At 70.6% G+C, this 14,643-nt stretch carries 12 protein-coding genes; 6 read left to right on the forward strand and 6 right to left on the reverse strand.

What is annotated here, in order from left to right; all coding sequences use genetic code 11:
- Positions 1 to 35 precede the first annotated feature (35 nt).
- Both ACPEEZ_RS12865 and ACPEEZ_RS12870 read left to right on the forward strand, forming a co-directional pair.
- A complete protein-coding gene (locus ACPEEZ_RS12865) occupies positions 36 to 1,049 on the forward strand; it encodes a LacI family DNA-binding transcriptional regulator (RefSeq protein WP_423919729.1) in 1,014 nt (337 codons plus the stop codon).
- A 276-nt stretch (positions 1,050 to 1,325) separates the two neighbouring features.
- Complete coding sequence (locus ACPEEZ_RS12870) at positions 1,326 to 2,987, forward strand: ricin-type beta-trefoil lectin domain protein (RefSeq protein ID WP_423919731.1); 1,662 nt, start codon at positions 1,326 to 1,328, stop codon at positions 2,985 to 2,987.
- Between the two features lie 166 nt (positions 2,988 to 3,153).
- Here the strand turns inward: ACPEEZ_RS12870 and ACPEEZ_RS12875 are convergent, their stop codons facing one another.
- Positions 3,154 to 4,950: an ABC1 kinase family protein gene (locus tag ACPEEZ_RS12875; RefSeq protein ID WP_423919734.1), complete on the reverse strand. Its 1,797-nt coding sequence runs from the start codon at positions 4,948 to 4,950 to the stop codon at positions 3,154 to 3,156.
- A 6-nt stretch (positions 4,951 to 4,956) separates the two neighbouring features.
- Positions 4,957 to 5,532 (reverse strand): PadR family transcriptional regulator, encoded by a 576-nt coding sequence (locus ACPEEZ_RS12880; RefSeq protein WP_423919737.1) that lies wholly within the window; start codon positions 5,530 to 5,532, stop codon positions 4,957 to 4,959.
- Positions 5,533 to 5,783: 251 nt separating this feature from the next.
- Between ACPEEZ_RS12880 and ACPEEZ_RS12885 the strand changes: the two genes are divergently transcribed.
- On the forward strand, positions 5,784 to 6,710 hold the full coding sequence (locus tag ACPEEZ_RS12885) for a WcbI family polysaccharide biosynthesis putative acetyltransferase (RefSeq protein ID WP_423919740.1): 927 nt from the start codon (positions 5,784 to 5,786) through the stop codon (positions 6,708 to 6,710).
- A 160-nt stretch (positions 6,711 to 6,870) separates the two neighbouring features.
- On the opposite strand, the gene ACPEEZ_RS12890 is transcribed toward ACPEEZ_RS12885, so the two are convergent.
- The 4 genes from ACPEEZ_RS12890 to ACPEEZ_RS12905 form a co-directional block, all read right to left on the reverse strand.
- Complete coding sequence (locus ACPEEZ_RS12890; protein WP_423919743.1) at positions 6,871 to 8,190, reverse strand: alpha/beta hydrolase; 1,320 nt, start codon at positions 8,188 to 8,190, stop codon at positions 6,871 to 6,873.
- 193 nt (positions 8,191 to 8,383) lie between these two features.
- Entirely contained in the window at positions 8,384 to 9,961 is a 1,578-nt protein-coding gene (locus ACPEEZ_RS12895) for a glycoside hydrolase family 1 protein (RefSeq protein ID WP_423919746.1), read from the reverse strand.
- Positions 9,958 to 11,937: a beta-glucoside-specific PTS transporter subunit IIABC gene (locus tag ACPEEZ_RS12900; protein ID WP_423919748.1), complete on the reverse strand. Its 1,980-nt coding sequence runs from the start codon at positions 11,935 to 11,937 to the stop codon at positions 9,958 to 9,960. The genes ACPEEZ_RS12895 and ACPEEZ_RS12900 overlap by 4 nt, the downstream gene beginning before the upstream one ends.
- Before the next feature lie 97 nt (positions 11,938 to 12,034).
- Positions 12,035 to 12,859, reverse strand: coding sequence for a PRD domain-containing protein (locus ACPEEZ_RS12905; protein ID WP_423919751.1), 825 nt, complete (start codon positions 12,857 to 12,859; stop codon positions 12,035 to 12,037).
- 274 nt (positions 12,860 to 13,133) lie between these two features.
- Here ACPEEZ_RS12905 and ACPEEZ_RS12910 point away from each other — a divergent pair, with 274 nt between their 5' ends.
- The 3 genes from ACPEEZ_RS12910 to ACPEEZ_RS12920 all read left to right on the forward strand — a co-directional run bounded on the left by ACPEEZ_RS12910 (position 13,134) and on the right by ACPEEZ_RS12920 (position 14,625).
- Complete coding sequence (locus ACPEEZ_RS12910) at positions 13,134 to 13,832, forward strand: hypothetical protein (RefSeq protein WP_423919753.1); 699 nt, start codon at positions 13,134 to 13,136, stop codon at positions 13,830 to 13,832.
- Positions 13,833 to 14,026: 194 nt separating this feature from the next.
- Entirely contained in the window at positions 14,027 to 14,179 is a 153-nt protein-coding gene (locus ACPEEZ_RS12915; RefSeq protein ID WP_423919756.1) for a hypothetical protein, read from the forward strand.
- A gap of 161 nt (positions 14,180 to 14,340) precedes the next feature.
- Positions 14,341 to 14,625, forward strand: coding sequence for a hypothetical protein (locus ACPEEZ_RS12920; RefSeq protein WP_423919759.1), 285 nt, complete (start codon positions 14,341 to 14,343; stop codon positions 14,623 to 14,625).
- Positions 14,626 to 14,643 lie beyond the last annotated feature (18 nt).

Raw genomic sequence — 14,643 nt, forward strand, 5'->3', positions numbered from 1 at the left:
ACGTTTGCCAACGTTGCAACAGATAGTCTGACGGCATGCCCGCAACACTTCGCGACGTCGCCCAGCACGCGCAGGTGTCGGTGCGGACGGTCTCGAACGTGGTGAGCGGTGCGGTGCGCGTGAGCGACACCCTGCGCGCCAAGGTCGAGGCCGCCATCGACGCCCTCGACTATCGACCGAACCCCGTGGCCCGCACTCTGCGCACCGGACGCACCGGCGTGCTCGCCCTCGTCGTCCCCGAGATCGACGTGCCCTACTTCAGCGAGCTCGCCCGAGAGGTGATCGACGCGGCCGGAGCCGTCGGCTACCGCGTCATGATCGATCAGACGGGGCACGACCACGATCGCGAGCGACAGCTGCTCTTCGGCGACGACCGCACCATGCTGTTCGACGGCCTGCTCTTCAGCCCGCTCGTCACGAGCGCCGACCTGCACGACATGACCAGCGCCTCCACCGTGCCCCTCGTGCTGCTGGGCGAGCACGACTTCGACGGCCGGTTCGACCACGTCGCCATCGACAACGTCCAGGCGGCCGCGGATGCCACGACGCACCTCCTCGCCTCGGGTCGCCGGCGCGTCGCCGCGATCGGGGCGCAACCGCAGGAGTCGTTCACCACTCCCCTCGCCCGCGAGTCGGGTTATGTCCGGGCGCTCACCGAGGCCGGCCTCGACGTCGACCCGCATCTCGTGCGCTCGGCCGCGCACTACAGCCGCTCGGACGGCTACGACGCCGCCCGCGCCCTGCTCGCGGAGGACCCGCGCCCCGACGCACTGTTCTGCTTCTCCGATCTGCTGGCGATCGGAGCGATCCGGGCGGTCTTCGACGCCGGACTGAGCGTGCCCGAGGACGTCGCCGTGATCGGCATCGATGACGTCGACGAGGGGCGCTACTCGCGACCGTCGCTCAGCACCGTCTCGCTCGACACGTCGTACATCGCGCACGAGGCCGTCAAGCGGATCATGGCCCGCATCGACGAGCCCGACCTGCCCGGCGTGCAGATCACGGCGCCGCACCGCCTCGTGCTGCGCGAGAGCTCCGCCGCGCGCTGACCGGGCCCCCGCGCCCGCGCACCGCCCGCGCCCGCGCACCGCCCGCGCCCGCACCGCCCGCGCCCGCACCGCCCGCGCCCGCGCACCGCCCGCGCCCGCGCACCTCGTTCTGATCAGCGCACCACGTTCTAGCGCGGTGCACTGATCAGAACGAGGTGCCGACGCCGCGCGCGCACCCCTTGCAACGTGCGCAAAACACTGCCACCCTCATTGCAACGTGCGCAAAGCCGCGCATGCCACCGTGCGCATCGGCGCGCACACGACGGGAAGGTACTCATGCACACCCACGCCAGGTCCGGCAGACCACCCTCGCTCCGCCTCCTCGCGACGGCCGCCGCCGCCGTGCTCATCGCCCTCACGCTCACCCCGGCCACCTCGGCGTCGGCGGCGGGCACGGGCTCCGTCCTGTGGAGCCCCAACCTCGCCACCACCCCCAACGGCACCGGCGGCTACCCCCGCGCCACGACGCTCGAGTTCGACAATTCCGCGGCCGACACCGTGCTCGCCACGTTCGCCAAAGCGGGAACGGGCACCCCCGGCTCGCTGCCCGTCTACCGCAGTACGAACGGCGGCGCATCCTGGTCGGCGCTCTCGGAGATCCGCTCGGCGACCTCGGGCTGGGACATCGAGGCGCCCACCCTGTTCGAGGTGCCCCGCACGATCACCGGGCTGAACGCCGGCGACATCCTCGCGGCGGGCACAGCCTGGAAGAAGGGCGACTACACGACGCAGAAGATCGAGGTCTTCAAGAGCACGAACGGAGGCGCGAGCTGGCAGTTCCTGTCGAACTGCACGCAGACCTCGGGCCTGCCCAACTCGTGGGGTCACGGTATCTGGGAGCCGTCCTTCCTGATCTCGTCGAGCGGCAACCTCCAGTGCTTCATCTCGGACGAGCGCCCCGCGAACTCCGCCACGAACAACCAGAAGATCGGCCACTACACGTCGACCGACGGCGGCCACACCTGGGGCTCGACGATGACGAACGACGTGATCTTCCCCAACGACGCCTCCGCCCGCCCCGGCATGCAGACGTTCGCGCCGCTGCCCGACGGCCGCGTCGCGATGAGCTACGAGCTGTGTCGCGACGGGACGAACGCCGACCACGCCTGCGAGGTGTACATCAAGTTCAGCTCCGACGGCGCGAACTGGGGAGCCGCCGGCGACCGCGGCACGCTGGTCCGCACCTCCGACAGTCGTGAGCTGCTGCACACGCCGTACATCTCGTGGAGCGCGGGCGGAGGCGCGAACGGCACCCTGATGATCTCGGGTCAGCGCGTCGTCGCGGGCCCGACCGGGAACAAGACCGTGCTCGCCGAGTCGGGCACGGTGCTGTTCGCCAACAAGAACCTCGGCTCGGGCGACTGGTTCGAGGCGTCGACCCCCGTCACGGTCAACCCCACGGGCGGGTACGCGGCCGGTGTGCCGTCCTGCCCCGGCTACTCGACGCCGGCGATCCCGCTGAGCGGCGGCTCGTCGTACGTCTACTTCGCCGCGACCTGGCTCGGTCAGGGCGACCAGTGCGGCGTCCGCGTCGGCATCGGCGCGGTCCCCCGGGCGACGGGCGCGGTCACCGGCCCGGGCGGCAAGTGCCTCGACGTCGACACCAACACGTCGGTGAACGGCAACCGCGCGCAGCTCTACACCTGCGGTACCGCCTCGGGCCAGGACTGGTCGCTCACCGCGGCCGGGACGCTCGAGTCGCTCGGCAAGTGCCTCGACGTCGACGCCCAGGGCACGGCCAACTTCACGAAGGTGCAGATCTGGGACTGCAACGGCTCGGGCGCCCAGCGCTGGGTCCCGCAGTCGAACGGCGCCCTGCTGAACCCGCAGTCGGGCCGCTGCCTGGACGACCCGCAGGGCGTCACGACCGACGGCACGAAGCTGCAGATCTACGACTGCAACGGTCTGTCGACGCAGCGCTGGACGCTGCCGGCGTGACCGACCCGAGGAGGCGCGGTGCGGGTCGCCCCCGCACCGCGCCTCCTCGGCGTCGTCCGTCGCGTCCGCGTTCGTGTGGCGTTCGCAACATCGTGTCGCGTTCGAGCGCCACACGATGACGCGAAGACGACGCGACGCCGCTCCGAGCCGAGGAGGCGCGGGTCGGCTACCGCCCCCGCCCACCCGGAGCGAGGGCGGGAACGAGCGGCACCACCGACGCGATCATCAAGACGGTGCCGAGCACCACGTCGTCACCCGACCGCAGCACCGCGCCGGCGACGAGCAGCGCGCCGAACAGCACGGCCGCGAGCAGACGCCGCACGGTGCGGTCGAGACGGGCGACCTGGCGCTCGATGCGCGGGCTGCCGACCTCGAGCGAGCCGTCCTGCAGGCGGTCGAGTGCGGCATCGAGCCGCTGCGGCAGCCGCACGGCGACGGCGGCGACGTCGAGCGCCCGCTTCCCCACGTCCTGGACGAGGTTGCCGCGCTCGTCGCGGACGAGCTGCGCGGCGTAGGGCTCGACGGAGTCCCACAGGTTGAACGACGCATCGAGGGCGCTCGCGACACCCGACGTCAGGGTCATGGCCCGCAGCACGAGCAGGAAGTTCTCGGGCAGCTGGAACGGCAGACTCCGGACGAGGTCACCGAACTGGGCCGCGAACTCGCGGAACTCGCGCGGGTCGACCTCGCGCAGCTCGGCGAAGCCCATGCCGCCGAAGCGGGCGAACGTCGCCGTCATCGCGCGCTCCAGCTCGATCGTGTCGGCCGTCGGCAGCAGCACGCCCAGATCGCGCATCGCGTCGACCAAGCCGGCGCCGTCCCGCGACGCCGCCGCGATCAGCATCGTGCGGAGGCCGCGCCGGGTCGAGGCCGGCACCTCGCCCATCATGCCGAAGTCGATGAAGGTGAGCTTCCAGGCCGGCCCCGCGGCGTCGGCCCCGGCGCCCCCGGTGCCCCCGCCCTCGGCGCCCGCGCCCTCGACGCCTCCCCCGCCGACACCGCCGACACCGTCGCCCGCGCGCACCGGCGTGACGAAGATGTTGCCGGGGTGCGGGTCGGCGTGGAAGAACCCGTTCGTGAACAGCTGGTCGAACATGACCTCGGCGAAGACCGGGGCGACCGCTGCCGGGTCGATGCCGGCCGCGGCGAGCGCTGCGACGTCGGTGACCTTGATCGCCGTGACGTCCTCGAGCACGAGCACGCGGCGGGTCGTGCGCTCCCAGACGATCTCGGGGACGTCGACCCGGTCGTCGGCCGCGAAGTCCGCGGCGAAGCGCGCCGAGTTCGCGGCCTCGTTCAGGTAGTCGATCTCTTCGAGGCTGGTGCGCGCGAACTCCTCGACGAGCGCGGGTGCGTCGACCCGGTTCGAGACGAGTCGCACGTGGCTCAGCCAGCCGCCGACCTTCCGCAGAGCGGCCAGGTCGATGTCGACGATGGCGTCGATGCCGGGGCGCTGCACCTTGATCACGACGGCGCTCAGCCCGGTGTCGGCGGCATCGGCCGGGGCGAGCACGGCCCGGTGCGCCTGGCCGAGCGATGCCGCGGCGATCGGCACGGCGTCCACCGAGGCGAACACGCGCTCGAGCGGCAGACCGAGTTCGCGCTCGGCCAGGGTGCGGATCGCGTCGAACGGGACCGGCGGGACCTCGTCCTGCAGCCCCTCGAGCTCCTTGGTAATCTCGGGCGGCAGCACGTCGAGTCGGGACGACAGGTACTGGCCGACCTTGATCATGAGCCCGCCGAGCTCGAGCGCCAGGTGGTGGAACCCGCGCGCGAAGCGTTTCATCCGAGCCGCCCGGGTGCGTTCGGCGATCACACGCAGCCCGAGGCGCGGCAGAACGAGCTCGTACCACCACGTGATGGCGAGGTACCACGACGCGAACCGCAGGATGCGCCGATAGCGGGCACGGCCGGCCCCGCCCCTCACCGTCGCGGGCGAGGATGCGTGATCAGTCGACGTCACCCGGGGTCAGTCTTGCGCGAGGATCGAGTACAAGCGGCGCCGCGCCTCCTCGAGGACGACGACGGCCTGGTCGACCTGTTCGGACGAACCGGAGCGCCCGACCTGCGCGGTCGCCCGCGCCAGGCCGATGGCCGCCTTCGGCAGCGCGGACCGGCGATCGCGCGACGTCGTCGGGTCGCCCCACGGCAGATCGTCGGCGGCATCGGCGACGGCACGACCGGCCTCGGTGAGCGAGTGGACCTTGCGCCCGTCGGACTCGACCGCGACGATCAGCCCTTCGTCCGTCAGCAGTTGCAGCGTCGGGTAGACGTCGCCGGCCGAGGGTGTCATCGAGCCGTCGCTGCGCTCCTCGATCTCACCGATGAGCTGGTAGCCGTGCATCGGCTTCTCGGCCAGCAGCGCCAGGATCGCCGAGCGCAGGTCGCCCTGCGCATCGGACCGCGAACCCTGTCCGGAGGCGCGGCTCGGGCCGAACTCGCCGAGTCGCTTCTCGAGACCGGCGCGGAGTTCGTCCATCGCCTGCCACATGCCGTCGAGGTCGACCCGACCCCCGAACGATCCGGTCGAAGACGTGCTGCCCATGATGATCTCCTTGTCGAGGGTGAGCCGTATCCGAACGATAGCCCCGGGCCCTGGACGGTTGACCGGTCGGCGCCGAGAGCCTCCTGCGACGGCCTCGGCGAGTCGGCTCCGATCCGACGGGTGTCGGGCACTCGGCGGTCGTCGAGCGCTCGGCGGCCCCCGTCGCGCTCGGCACTGTTGACTCGACACAGGTCCCTCCGACTCGCGACCGTGGTCGCGCCTCCCCCTCGTCGGTCGGGTCGGGAGGAACGATGTCCGACGAACACCCCGAGCCCGACGGCCGCACCCGGCACTACGGCGACTTCTACGGTCTGAGCGAACCCGCCGGCGAAGGGGACGTGACGCTCGTCATCGGCAACTGCCAGGCCGAGTCGCTGCGGATCTTCCTGGACGGCGGTGGGCTGCGCACGGTCCGCACGCCGCCGATCCACGAGCTGGTCGAGGCCGATCTGCCGCATCTGCAGCGGTGGCTGGCCCGCACGCGGCTGCTCGTCGCGCAGCCGATCCGCGACGGGTACCACGGCATGCCGCTCGGCACGGCCGAACTCGCGGCCGTGCTGCCCGGCGGCGGTCGTCTCGTGCGGGTGCCCGTCATCCGGTTCGCGGGGCTCTACCCGGCCCATGTCATCGTGCGCCCGCCGAGCGATCCGTCGCTCGTGCCTCCCCTGGTCGAGTACCACGACATCCGTACCATCGCCGAGGCGGCGGGGCAGCCTCTCGCCGAGGACGCCCTCACGCCCGACCTCGTGCGTCGGGTCGCCGAGCTGTCGCTCTCCGAACTGCGCCGACGCGAGGTCGCGAACGACACGGTCGTCGCCTCCGATCTCTTCGCAGCCCCTTCGTTCGACCAGATGCGGACGCTCAACCACCCCGGCAACCCGGTCTTCGCCGCACTGGCCGCACGCGTCCGCGAGCGGGCCGGCGTCCCCGCGTTCACCGTCGACCCGGGGCGGCCGGTGCTGGTCAGCGTGCATGCACCTCGCGAACGCGCCGTGCTCGATGCGTGGTCCCTCGACGGTGAGCCGACCGATCACTGGGTCGTCGGTGGCGCCCCGATCGATTCCGAGGAGGTCCGCCGCGCCCACCTCGCCTGGTACGCCGCGCACCCCGACGCCGTGGCGGCTGCACTCGCCCGGCACGCCGACACGCTGCGGCTCTGGCGCGCGATCACGGGCTGACCGCCGCTGCCCGGCGGCTGCCGCCGCTCCCGCTGCCGGGCTGCCGCCGCTACCGCTGCCGGGCTGCCGCCGCCGCGTCGTGTCGCGTGTGCGACATCCTGTCGCGCACGAACACGACACGACGCCGCGAACACCACACCAGGAGGCGCGGTGCCAGCGATCAGCCCAGCCCGAGTCGCGGATACAACGCCGTGAACCCGTTCTCGAAGCCGCCCATGATCGCGCCGAGGACGTGACCGCCGTGGGGGATCTCCGCATACCGGGTGCCGAATCCCGCGGCCGAGGCGGCGGCCTGTGCGGCACGGGCGGCCGCGACGTAGACCGGGTCGTCGGACCCGGCCGTGAAGACGGCGACCGAGCCGGGATAGCGGTGCGTCGCGAGCACGGTCTCGGGCTTCTGGGCGTCGTAGGCCGCCTGGTCGCCGTCGAAGACCGACTGCAGCAGGGCGTCGGGGTTCTCCGAGCCGGGGTAGATCTCGCCCGAGATGTCGAGCAGGTTGCCGAACTTCTCGGGGTAGCGGGCCGCGTAGAGCAGGGCGCACGCGCCACCGTTCGAGTAGCCGCCGATCGTACGCGAGGCCCCCGACGTCTGGACGTGCAGATTCGCGTCGGCCCACTCGACGACGTCCTTGGTGATGTACGTCTCGGCCTTGCCGAAGCGTGCCGAGTCGGAGCAACCCGGGTCCTGCGACGGGTCGCCCAGCTGGTCGGCGACCACGACGATGGGCGCCAGTCCGTCGTGCCGGGCGGCGAACTCGTCCAGGACCTTGCCGACGTACTGCGGGTCGGGGTCGCCGGGCTGGCCCATCATCATGATCATCAGCGGCAGCTTCGGGGCCCCCTCGACGAGAGCCGCGGGCGGGAGGTAGAGCCCCGCGTCGCGCGCGCCGAATCCTGAGTGCACGGCGGGGATCTGCACGGACCCCAGTCGCCCCTTCTCCGGCATCCCCGGGGGTGCGTGCCACGTCGAGGCGAGATCCGTGACCGCCTCGGCTCGTCCGAACGGTTGGATCGACAGGGGCTCGATCGCGGCCGCCGGAGCCCGGCCGACGAACGACCCCAGCGTCGGGGTGAGCCCGAAGGCCGCGGCCGAGGCGAGCGAGGCGGCGGCCCCGACGGACACGACAGCGATCACGCTGACGACCCGCCGCCACCATCGCGCGCGCTGCAGGGACAGCACGGCCACGCCGACCCCGGCGCCGAGCGCGCAGAAGTAGAACAGGACGACGTCCGGGACGGGGATGCCGAAGGGATTCCAGACGACGGCGACGAGCCAATAGATCAGGGCCGAGGCGACGACGCCCGCCGCGGCCGCCACGACGACGCCGCGAGCTCGTCGCCGACCGGCCTGCCGAGTCCGCAGCCCGCTCTGGGTCGCGAGGAACCCCACCAAGGCACCACCCAGCACGAGCACCGTGTACGGCAGCGGACCCGAGACGGCGTTCGTCGCCCACAGCCCGGTCATGAGGTCATGCAGCACGGGTTCCTCCATCTCGGCTGGGGCGGGCGGTCGCGCCGTCGCCCGAGAGCGACCGGCGCGAGAAAGATAGCGGACCCACGTCGACGGAAGATCGGAGGAGGCACGGCTGACGTCGCCAACCCCGCCTGACGCGAGCCGCGCCGTCGGTGCGGGCGGCCGCCCGCACCGACGGCGGCCCGCACCGGCGCTCGACTCAATCGTCGAGCACGGCGCCGTTCGTCTCGATCAGCCTCTGATACCAGAAGAAGCTGTCCTTGCGGATGCGGTCGTAGCTGCCAACCCCGGCGTCGTCGGCATCGACGTAGATGATGCCGTAGCGCTTCGTCATCTGCGACGTCGAGGCGCTGACGAGGTCGAGCCCGCCCCACGCCGTGTAGCCCATCAGCTCGACGCCGTCGGCGACAGCCTCGCGCGCCTGCCGCAGGTGCTGCACAAAATAGTCGACGCGGTACGGGTCGTGCACGGCCCGGGTATCGACGCGCTCGTCACCCTCGCCGGTGACCTGTCCGACGAGCTCGTCGGTCGCCCCCAGCCCGTTCTCGACGATGAACAGCGGCACCTGATAGCGGTCCCACAGACCGTTGAGCACGTAGCGCAGCCCCTCAGGGTCGAAATGCCACCCCCACTCCGTCGTCGGCAGGTGCGGGTTCTTGATCGTGCTGAACAGGTTGCCGCCCGTGGCACCGTACTTCTCGGGAGAGACCGACGACACGAGGCTCATGTAGTAGCTGAACGAGATGAAGTCGACCGTGCCGGCGGCGAGCTCGGCGGCGTCCCCCGGCTCCATGCGCACGTCGATGCCCTGGTCGCGCCAGAAGCGCCGCACCGTTCCCGAGTAGTCGCCGCGCACCTGGACGTCGGTGTGCACGAAGTTCATGTTGTTGTCGAACTGGGCCTTCACCACGTCGGCCGGGTCACTCGACGCCGGGTAGTGGGCCATGCGCGCCAGCATGCAGCCGACCCGCGCCTCCGGGTCGACCTCGTGCACGATGCGCACGGCCCGTGCGCTCGCCACGAACTGGTGGTGCAGCGCCTGGTAGCTGGTCTGCCGCGGGTCGACGCCGGGCGCGGCCTCGCGCTCGACGACCCCGCCGCCGGTGTACGGCTCGATGAGCGTGGTGTTGATCTCGTTGAACGTCAGCCACCAGCGGACGAGCCCGCGGTAGCGCGTGACGATCGTGCGGGCATATCGCTCGAACAGCGCGATGACGTCGCGGTTCGCCCAGCCGCCGTACTCGGTGACGAGGTGCAGCGGCATCTCGTAGTGCGACATCGTGACAACAGGCTCGATACCCCTCTCGCGCAGCCGGGTGAAGAGGCGTTCGTAGAACACGAGGCCCTCCTCGTTGGGCTCGGCGTCGTCGCCGTTCGGGAAGATCCGCGACCACGCGATCGACATGCGGTACGCCGTGAGGCCCGCCTCGGCGAACAGCTCGACGTCCGCCTCCCAGCGGTGGTAGTGGTCGCTCGCCGACCGCTTCGGGTATCCGGCGGTGCCGGGGGTCGCGACCGCCTCGGCGATGCTCGCGTCCGTCGCCTTCATCAGCGAGCTGATGTCGACGTAGTCGCGAGCGGTGCGGAACGGGATCACGTCGGCCTGCGACAGGCCCTTGCCGCCCTCGTCGAAGCCGCCCTCGATCTGGTTTGCCGCCGACGCGATGCCCCAGAGGAACCCGTCGGGGAACGCGCCGGTCGCCCCGGCCGGGGCCGGGTCGGTCGCCGCTGCCGCGTCGGTAGCCGAGGAGGCGCGGGTCGAGTGGTCGGACGTCATGCGTTGGTCTCCTGCAGGGTCTGGTTCGTGTCGGCGGGGCTGACCCGGATGAGCGCGTCGCCCGACCGCACGGGGCCGCTGACACCGGGGGCGAGCGAGAAGCCGTCGGGGTTGGTGACGACGACGACGCTGACCAGGTCGTGGGTGCGGGCGATCTTCTCCAGGTCGAAGTCGATCAGTCGGTCGCCGATGCGGACCCGGTCGCCTGCGTGCACCCGCGACGTGAACCCGTCGCCCTTCAGGGTGACGGTGTCGAGACCGACGTGGATGAGCACCTCGACCCCCGTGTCGCTACGGAGCCCGACGGCGTGCCCGGTCGGGAACACCGTGACGACCTCGCCGTCGACGGGCGAGTCGACGATGCCGACCGTGGGGCGGATCGCCGCGCCGTCTCCGACGAGACGCTGCGAGAACGTCGTGTCGGGCACGTCGTCGAGCGGCAGGAGGTCGCCGGTGAGGGGCGACGAGATGATCTCGTCGGCGGCCGGGCTCGCCGGTGCGGTGGCGAGCGTGGCGGGCGCGACGGGCGTGACGTCGGCTCCGGCGGCCGAGGCGGTGCCCGTCGACGTGGCGGGGGCGGCAGCGGCGGCCGGCGCCAGGATCGACTCGTCGACCTTGAGGAAGAACGACACGACCGCCGACACGACGAACGACAGCACGATGCCGACGAGCGCCCAGGCGAAGGTCTCGCCCACGAGCCCGGGCAGCCCGGGCAGGCCGCCGTTGCCCGCGAGCACGTAGGCCTTCACGCCGAAGCCGAGCGAGACGGCGCCGCCGACGCCCGCACCGGCCATCGTCGCGATGAGCGGGCGGCGCAGCGGCAGGGCGAGGCCGTAGAGGGCGGGCTCGGTCACGCCCATCAGCGCGGTGAACGTCGTCGAGAGCGAGAGGGCCTTGATCTGCTTGTTCTTGGCCCGCAGGAAGAGCCCGAAGACGGCGCCGGCCGTCGCGAACGTCTGCACGTAGGTGAGGGGCAGGAACTTGTCGTAGCCGAGAGACGCCAGGTTCTGCAGGATGAACGGCACCAGCGTGTAGTGCATGCCGGTCATGATGATGAGCGGCAGCAACGCGCCGATCACGAAGCCGGCCGGGGCGCCTCCGTTGTCGAGGGCCCAGTTGATGCCGCCCGCGATACCCGAGCCGACGAACGTGCCGAGCGGTCCGAGCAGGGTGAGCGTGATCGGGGCGACGATCACGAGGGTCAGCATCGGCACCACGGTCAGCTTCAAGAACGACGGGATGACGCGGGTGAGCCCGCGCTCGACCCAGCTGAGCAGATAGACGCCGAGCAGGGCCGGGATGACCGAGTACGAGTACGTCGCCGCCGTGACGGGCACGCCGAGCACGCTGACGGGGTCGCCGGCCGCCAGCAGGGCGGTGAGGGCGGGGTAGACGAGGATCGCGCCGAGCGACCCGGCCACGTAGGGGTTCGCGCCCAGCTTGCGCGCCGCCGAGATGGCGACGATCACGGGCAGGAAGAAGAACACCGCGTCGGCGATGGCCGAGAAGATGAGGTACGTCTGCGACGTCGGGTCGACCCAGCCGAAGCTGTTGACGAGTGCCAGCACACCCTTGAGCAGGCCGGCGCCGGCGATGGCCGGGAGGATGGGCGCGAACGTGCCCGAGATGAAGTCGAGGAACCGCGCGAACGTGCGCTTGGCGAGGTTGCCCTCGGCGGTCGTCGGCTCCGACGACCCGGCCCCCGCCGGGTCGGGCTCGGCCGTGGCCAGACGCGGCAGCGCCGTGACGATCGCGCGGTGCACGTCGGGGACGTCGTTGCCGATGATGACCTGGTATTGCGACCCGGCGTCGTTGACGCCGACGACCGCGGGTACGGCCTTCAGCTGCTCGGGCGACACCTTCGTCGTGTCCTTTAGCCCGAAACGCAGACGGGTCACGCAGTGATAGAGCGACGCGATGTTCTCGTCGCCGCCGACGGCGGCGATGATCGCCGCCGCGTCTTTCTCGTACTTCATGGGAGATCTCCTGGGTAGGGGAATCTCGGCTTCACGCGGTTGCCCTGACGCGGCCTCAGATTCTGAGGGGGTGGTAGTGGCCCTGAAGGGCCGGGGGTTATAAAAAGTTGGCGATGTGCAACCCGAGATAGACCTTCTCGGACGCGCTCATGGCGTGGCCGTGGCTGCGCATCACGAACGCGTCGACCTTGTCGACGCTCGTGAACGCCGCCGGCTTCTGGGCTCGGAGCAGCGCGAGCAGCTCGGCGTCGTCGCGTTGCACCGTCTCGCCGAGCAGCACGCGCTGCGCGAAGAAACGCACGTGGGTCACGAAACGCAGGTAGGCCGGGTTGTCGTCGTCGTAGTCGAGACCGAAGTGGAGGCGCACGATCTCCAACACCGACGACGTCAGTTCCATGAGGCGGGTGGCACTGTCGGCCGCGCCTCCGACCTGGGCGTTGATGACGTGCAGGGCGATGCTGATCGCCTCGTCGGCCGGCAGCTCGATGCCGAGTCGGCTGTTCAGCTCGACGACGGCGCTGCGGGCGAAGGCGTACTCGGTCGGGTAGAAGCGGCGGACGTCGACGGCGAGCGGCACGGTCATCGCCTCGCCGTCGCGGACGCGCTGCACCGCGAACGACAGGTGGTCGGCGAGCGACGCGTAGAGGCTGTCGCTGATCTTGCCGGTGATCTCGGCCTGGGCGCGGGCGACGAGGTCGGCGGTGGCCGAGAGCACGTCCGTCGGGATCGACGCGACGATGGACGCGAAGTGGCGACTCGCGGCGTCGCCGTCGAGGCGGAACACCTTCTCGACGAGCGACTCGTCGATGGTCTCGCCGGGCTTCGACCGAAAGCCGAGGCCCTTGCCGAAGACGATCACCTCGGACAGGGAATCGTCGAGCGCGTCGACGACGCTGTTGTTCAGAACACGGCGAACGATCATCGTTCTCTCACCGTCACGGTCACTCCTCGGGGCACGCCGACTGTCGTCGTCTTCGACGACAGCGATGGTGTTGCCTGCAGGTGCAGTGACAAGCCAACCGAAGGCTATCAGATGTACCCTCAGCCGTCACGCGACGTCGCGAACGCGACAGGACACGAGGAGGCGCGGGTCCAGATCACGGTGAGGTAACGAAAAAAGTGGTGACCAATCGAATTCCTGAGGGGTCGCGAACCACTGACATCCCCACCGGGACCCACAGACAAGGAGCTTCACCATGAACATCACGCGTAGCACCATCGCCAAGTCCGCCTTCGGCATCGTCGCCTCCGGCGCCCTCATCTTCAGCCTCGCCGCCTGCTCGATGAACTCCGACAGCACCGCTGGTTCGGGTTCGTCGTCGTCGGCGTCGTCCGAGCCGTCGGCCGCCGCGACCCCGCTGGCCTCGCTCCCCGACCTGTCCAAGGGTGTCGACACCCAGGTCGCCGTCGACGCCTCCTTCGTCGACGCCCTCACCACGCTGGGTCTGACTCCGGGTGTCGTCGGCAACGCCACGTTCGCCAACGGAACGTTCTCGTTCCCCATCACCGGCGGCAACGTCGACTACTACGACCCCTCCGGCAGCGTCCGCCCCTACGTCCAGGGCGACATCAAGCACGACAACTCCGGCCTCAGCCTCACCGCGGGCGACACCAAGGTCGAGCTGACGAACTTCGACATCGACCCCGGCGCCTCCAAGCTCTACGGCGACGTCATCGTCAACGGCCAGACCGCCGCCAGCCACGCCTACCTGTTCAACCTCTGGGGTGGCTCGCTGAAGCCCCTCCAGATGGAGGGTGACAACGCCGTCCTCGAGGGCACCACCGTCCACATCTCCTCGGACGCGGCCGGCCTGTTGAACCAGACCTTCAAGACCGACGCCGTCAAGGCCGAGATGCTCGTCGGCGTCGCGAAGATCACCGTCGCCACCAAGTAGGTTTCCCTACCCCTGGCGACGCCATGGGCCCGGCCTCTCCGAGGCCGGGCCCATGTCCCGGTGGAACCCCATCCCGCACCGCGGGGTGGGGTTTTCCCCTGCCCACCGGCGGGCCGGTGCGACAGGAAAGCCGGGGGCTACGCGACGGGCGCGGGCTCCGGGGACGCGACCCGCACCTCCTCGATGAGATCCAGGTGTTCCTGGGCAACGGCATGCTCTTCAGCGTCATGCTCGCGATCGACATGCCGTCCCTGTTCGGCTCCGACCCGGATGCCGACGACCTGCTGGGGACCGCGTTCGGCGAGAAGTGCCTGCAGGTGGTGCAGCTGGCTCGCGGCGGGCGGTAGCGGTAGCTGCCTGCCTGCCCCGTCGTGTGGCGTTCGCGTCGTCGTGTCGCGTTCGTGCACGACAACACGTCGCGAACGCGACACGACGCGCCGACTGACGCGCTCATCGCACCAGCGCACTGCTCGAGATCACTCCATCGACCGCGAAGAAACGAGGCCACGTGAGTACCGAACCCGAGATCACCTTCGAGGGAGGTGTCCCCTCAGACACCGAATGGACCGCGGCCAGCCGCGCCTCGTTCCTGGAAGCGAAGGACCAGTTGATCCAGGCGATCACGAGGCACGCCGACTACTTCAGTCAGGCCGAACGCACGTCGTCGTTCGTGATCGCCACCCAGCTCAACGAGGACCTCCTCAACGCGGCGATCGCCTATGCCGAGGCACAGACCGCGCTGTCCGGGAGCAGCTTGCCATTCGGCGACTTGCAACCCTGGCGTATCTTCTAGCGGTTCGCTGCCGACAAC

Origin of the sequence: Frigoribacterium sp. 2-23 (assembly GCF_049601585.1) — a bacterium.
Taxonomy (GTDB): Bacteria; Actinomycetota; Actinomycetes; order Actinomycetales; family Microbacteriaceae; genus Frigoribacterium.

Bases quoted from the DNA above. Each gene is read 5' to 3' on its own strand.
- ACPEEZ_RS12865 (WP_423919729.1), top strand. From the start codon at position 36: ATGCCCGCAACACTTCGCGACGTCGCCCAGCACGCGCAGGTGTCGGTG.
- ACPEEZ_RS12900 (WP_423919748.1), bottom strand. From the start codon at position 11,937: ATGAAGTACGAGAAAGACGCGGCGGCGATCATCGCCGCCGTCGGCGGC.
- ACPEEZ_RS12880 (WP_423919737.1), bottom strand. From the start codon at position 5,532: ATGGGCAGCACGTCTTCGACCGGATCGTTCGGGGGTCGGGTCGACCTC.
- ACPEEZ_RS12870 (WP_423919731.1), top strand. From the start codon at position 1,326: ATGCACACCCACGCCAGGTCCGGCAGACCACCCTCGCTCCGCCTCCTC.
- ACPEEZ_RS12885 (WP_423919740.1), top strand. From the start codon at position 5,784: ATGTCCGACGAACACCCCGAGCCCGACGGCCGCACCCGGCACTACGGC.
- ACPEEZ_RS12910 (WP_423919753.1), top strand. From the start codon at position 13,134: ATGAACATCACGCGTAGCACCATCGCCAAGTCCGCCTTCGGCATCGTC.
- ACPEEZ_RS12905 (WP_423919751.1), bottom strand. From the start codon at position 12,859: ATGATCGTTCGCCGTGTTCTGAACAACAGCGTCGTCGACGCGCTCGAC.
- ACPEEZ_RS12895 (WP_423919746.1), bottom strand. From the start codon at position 9,961: ATGACGTCCGACCACTCGACCCGCGCCTCCTCGGCTACCGACGCGGCA.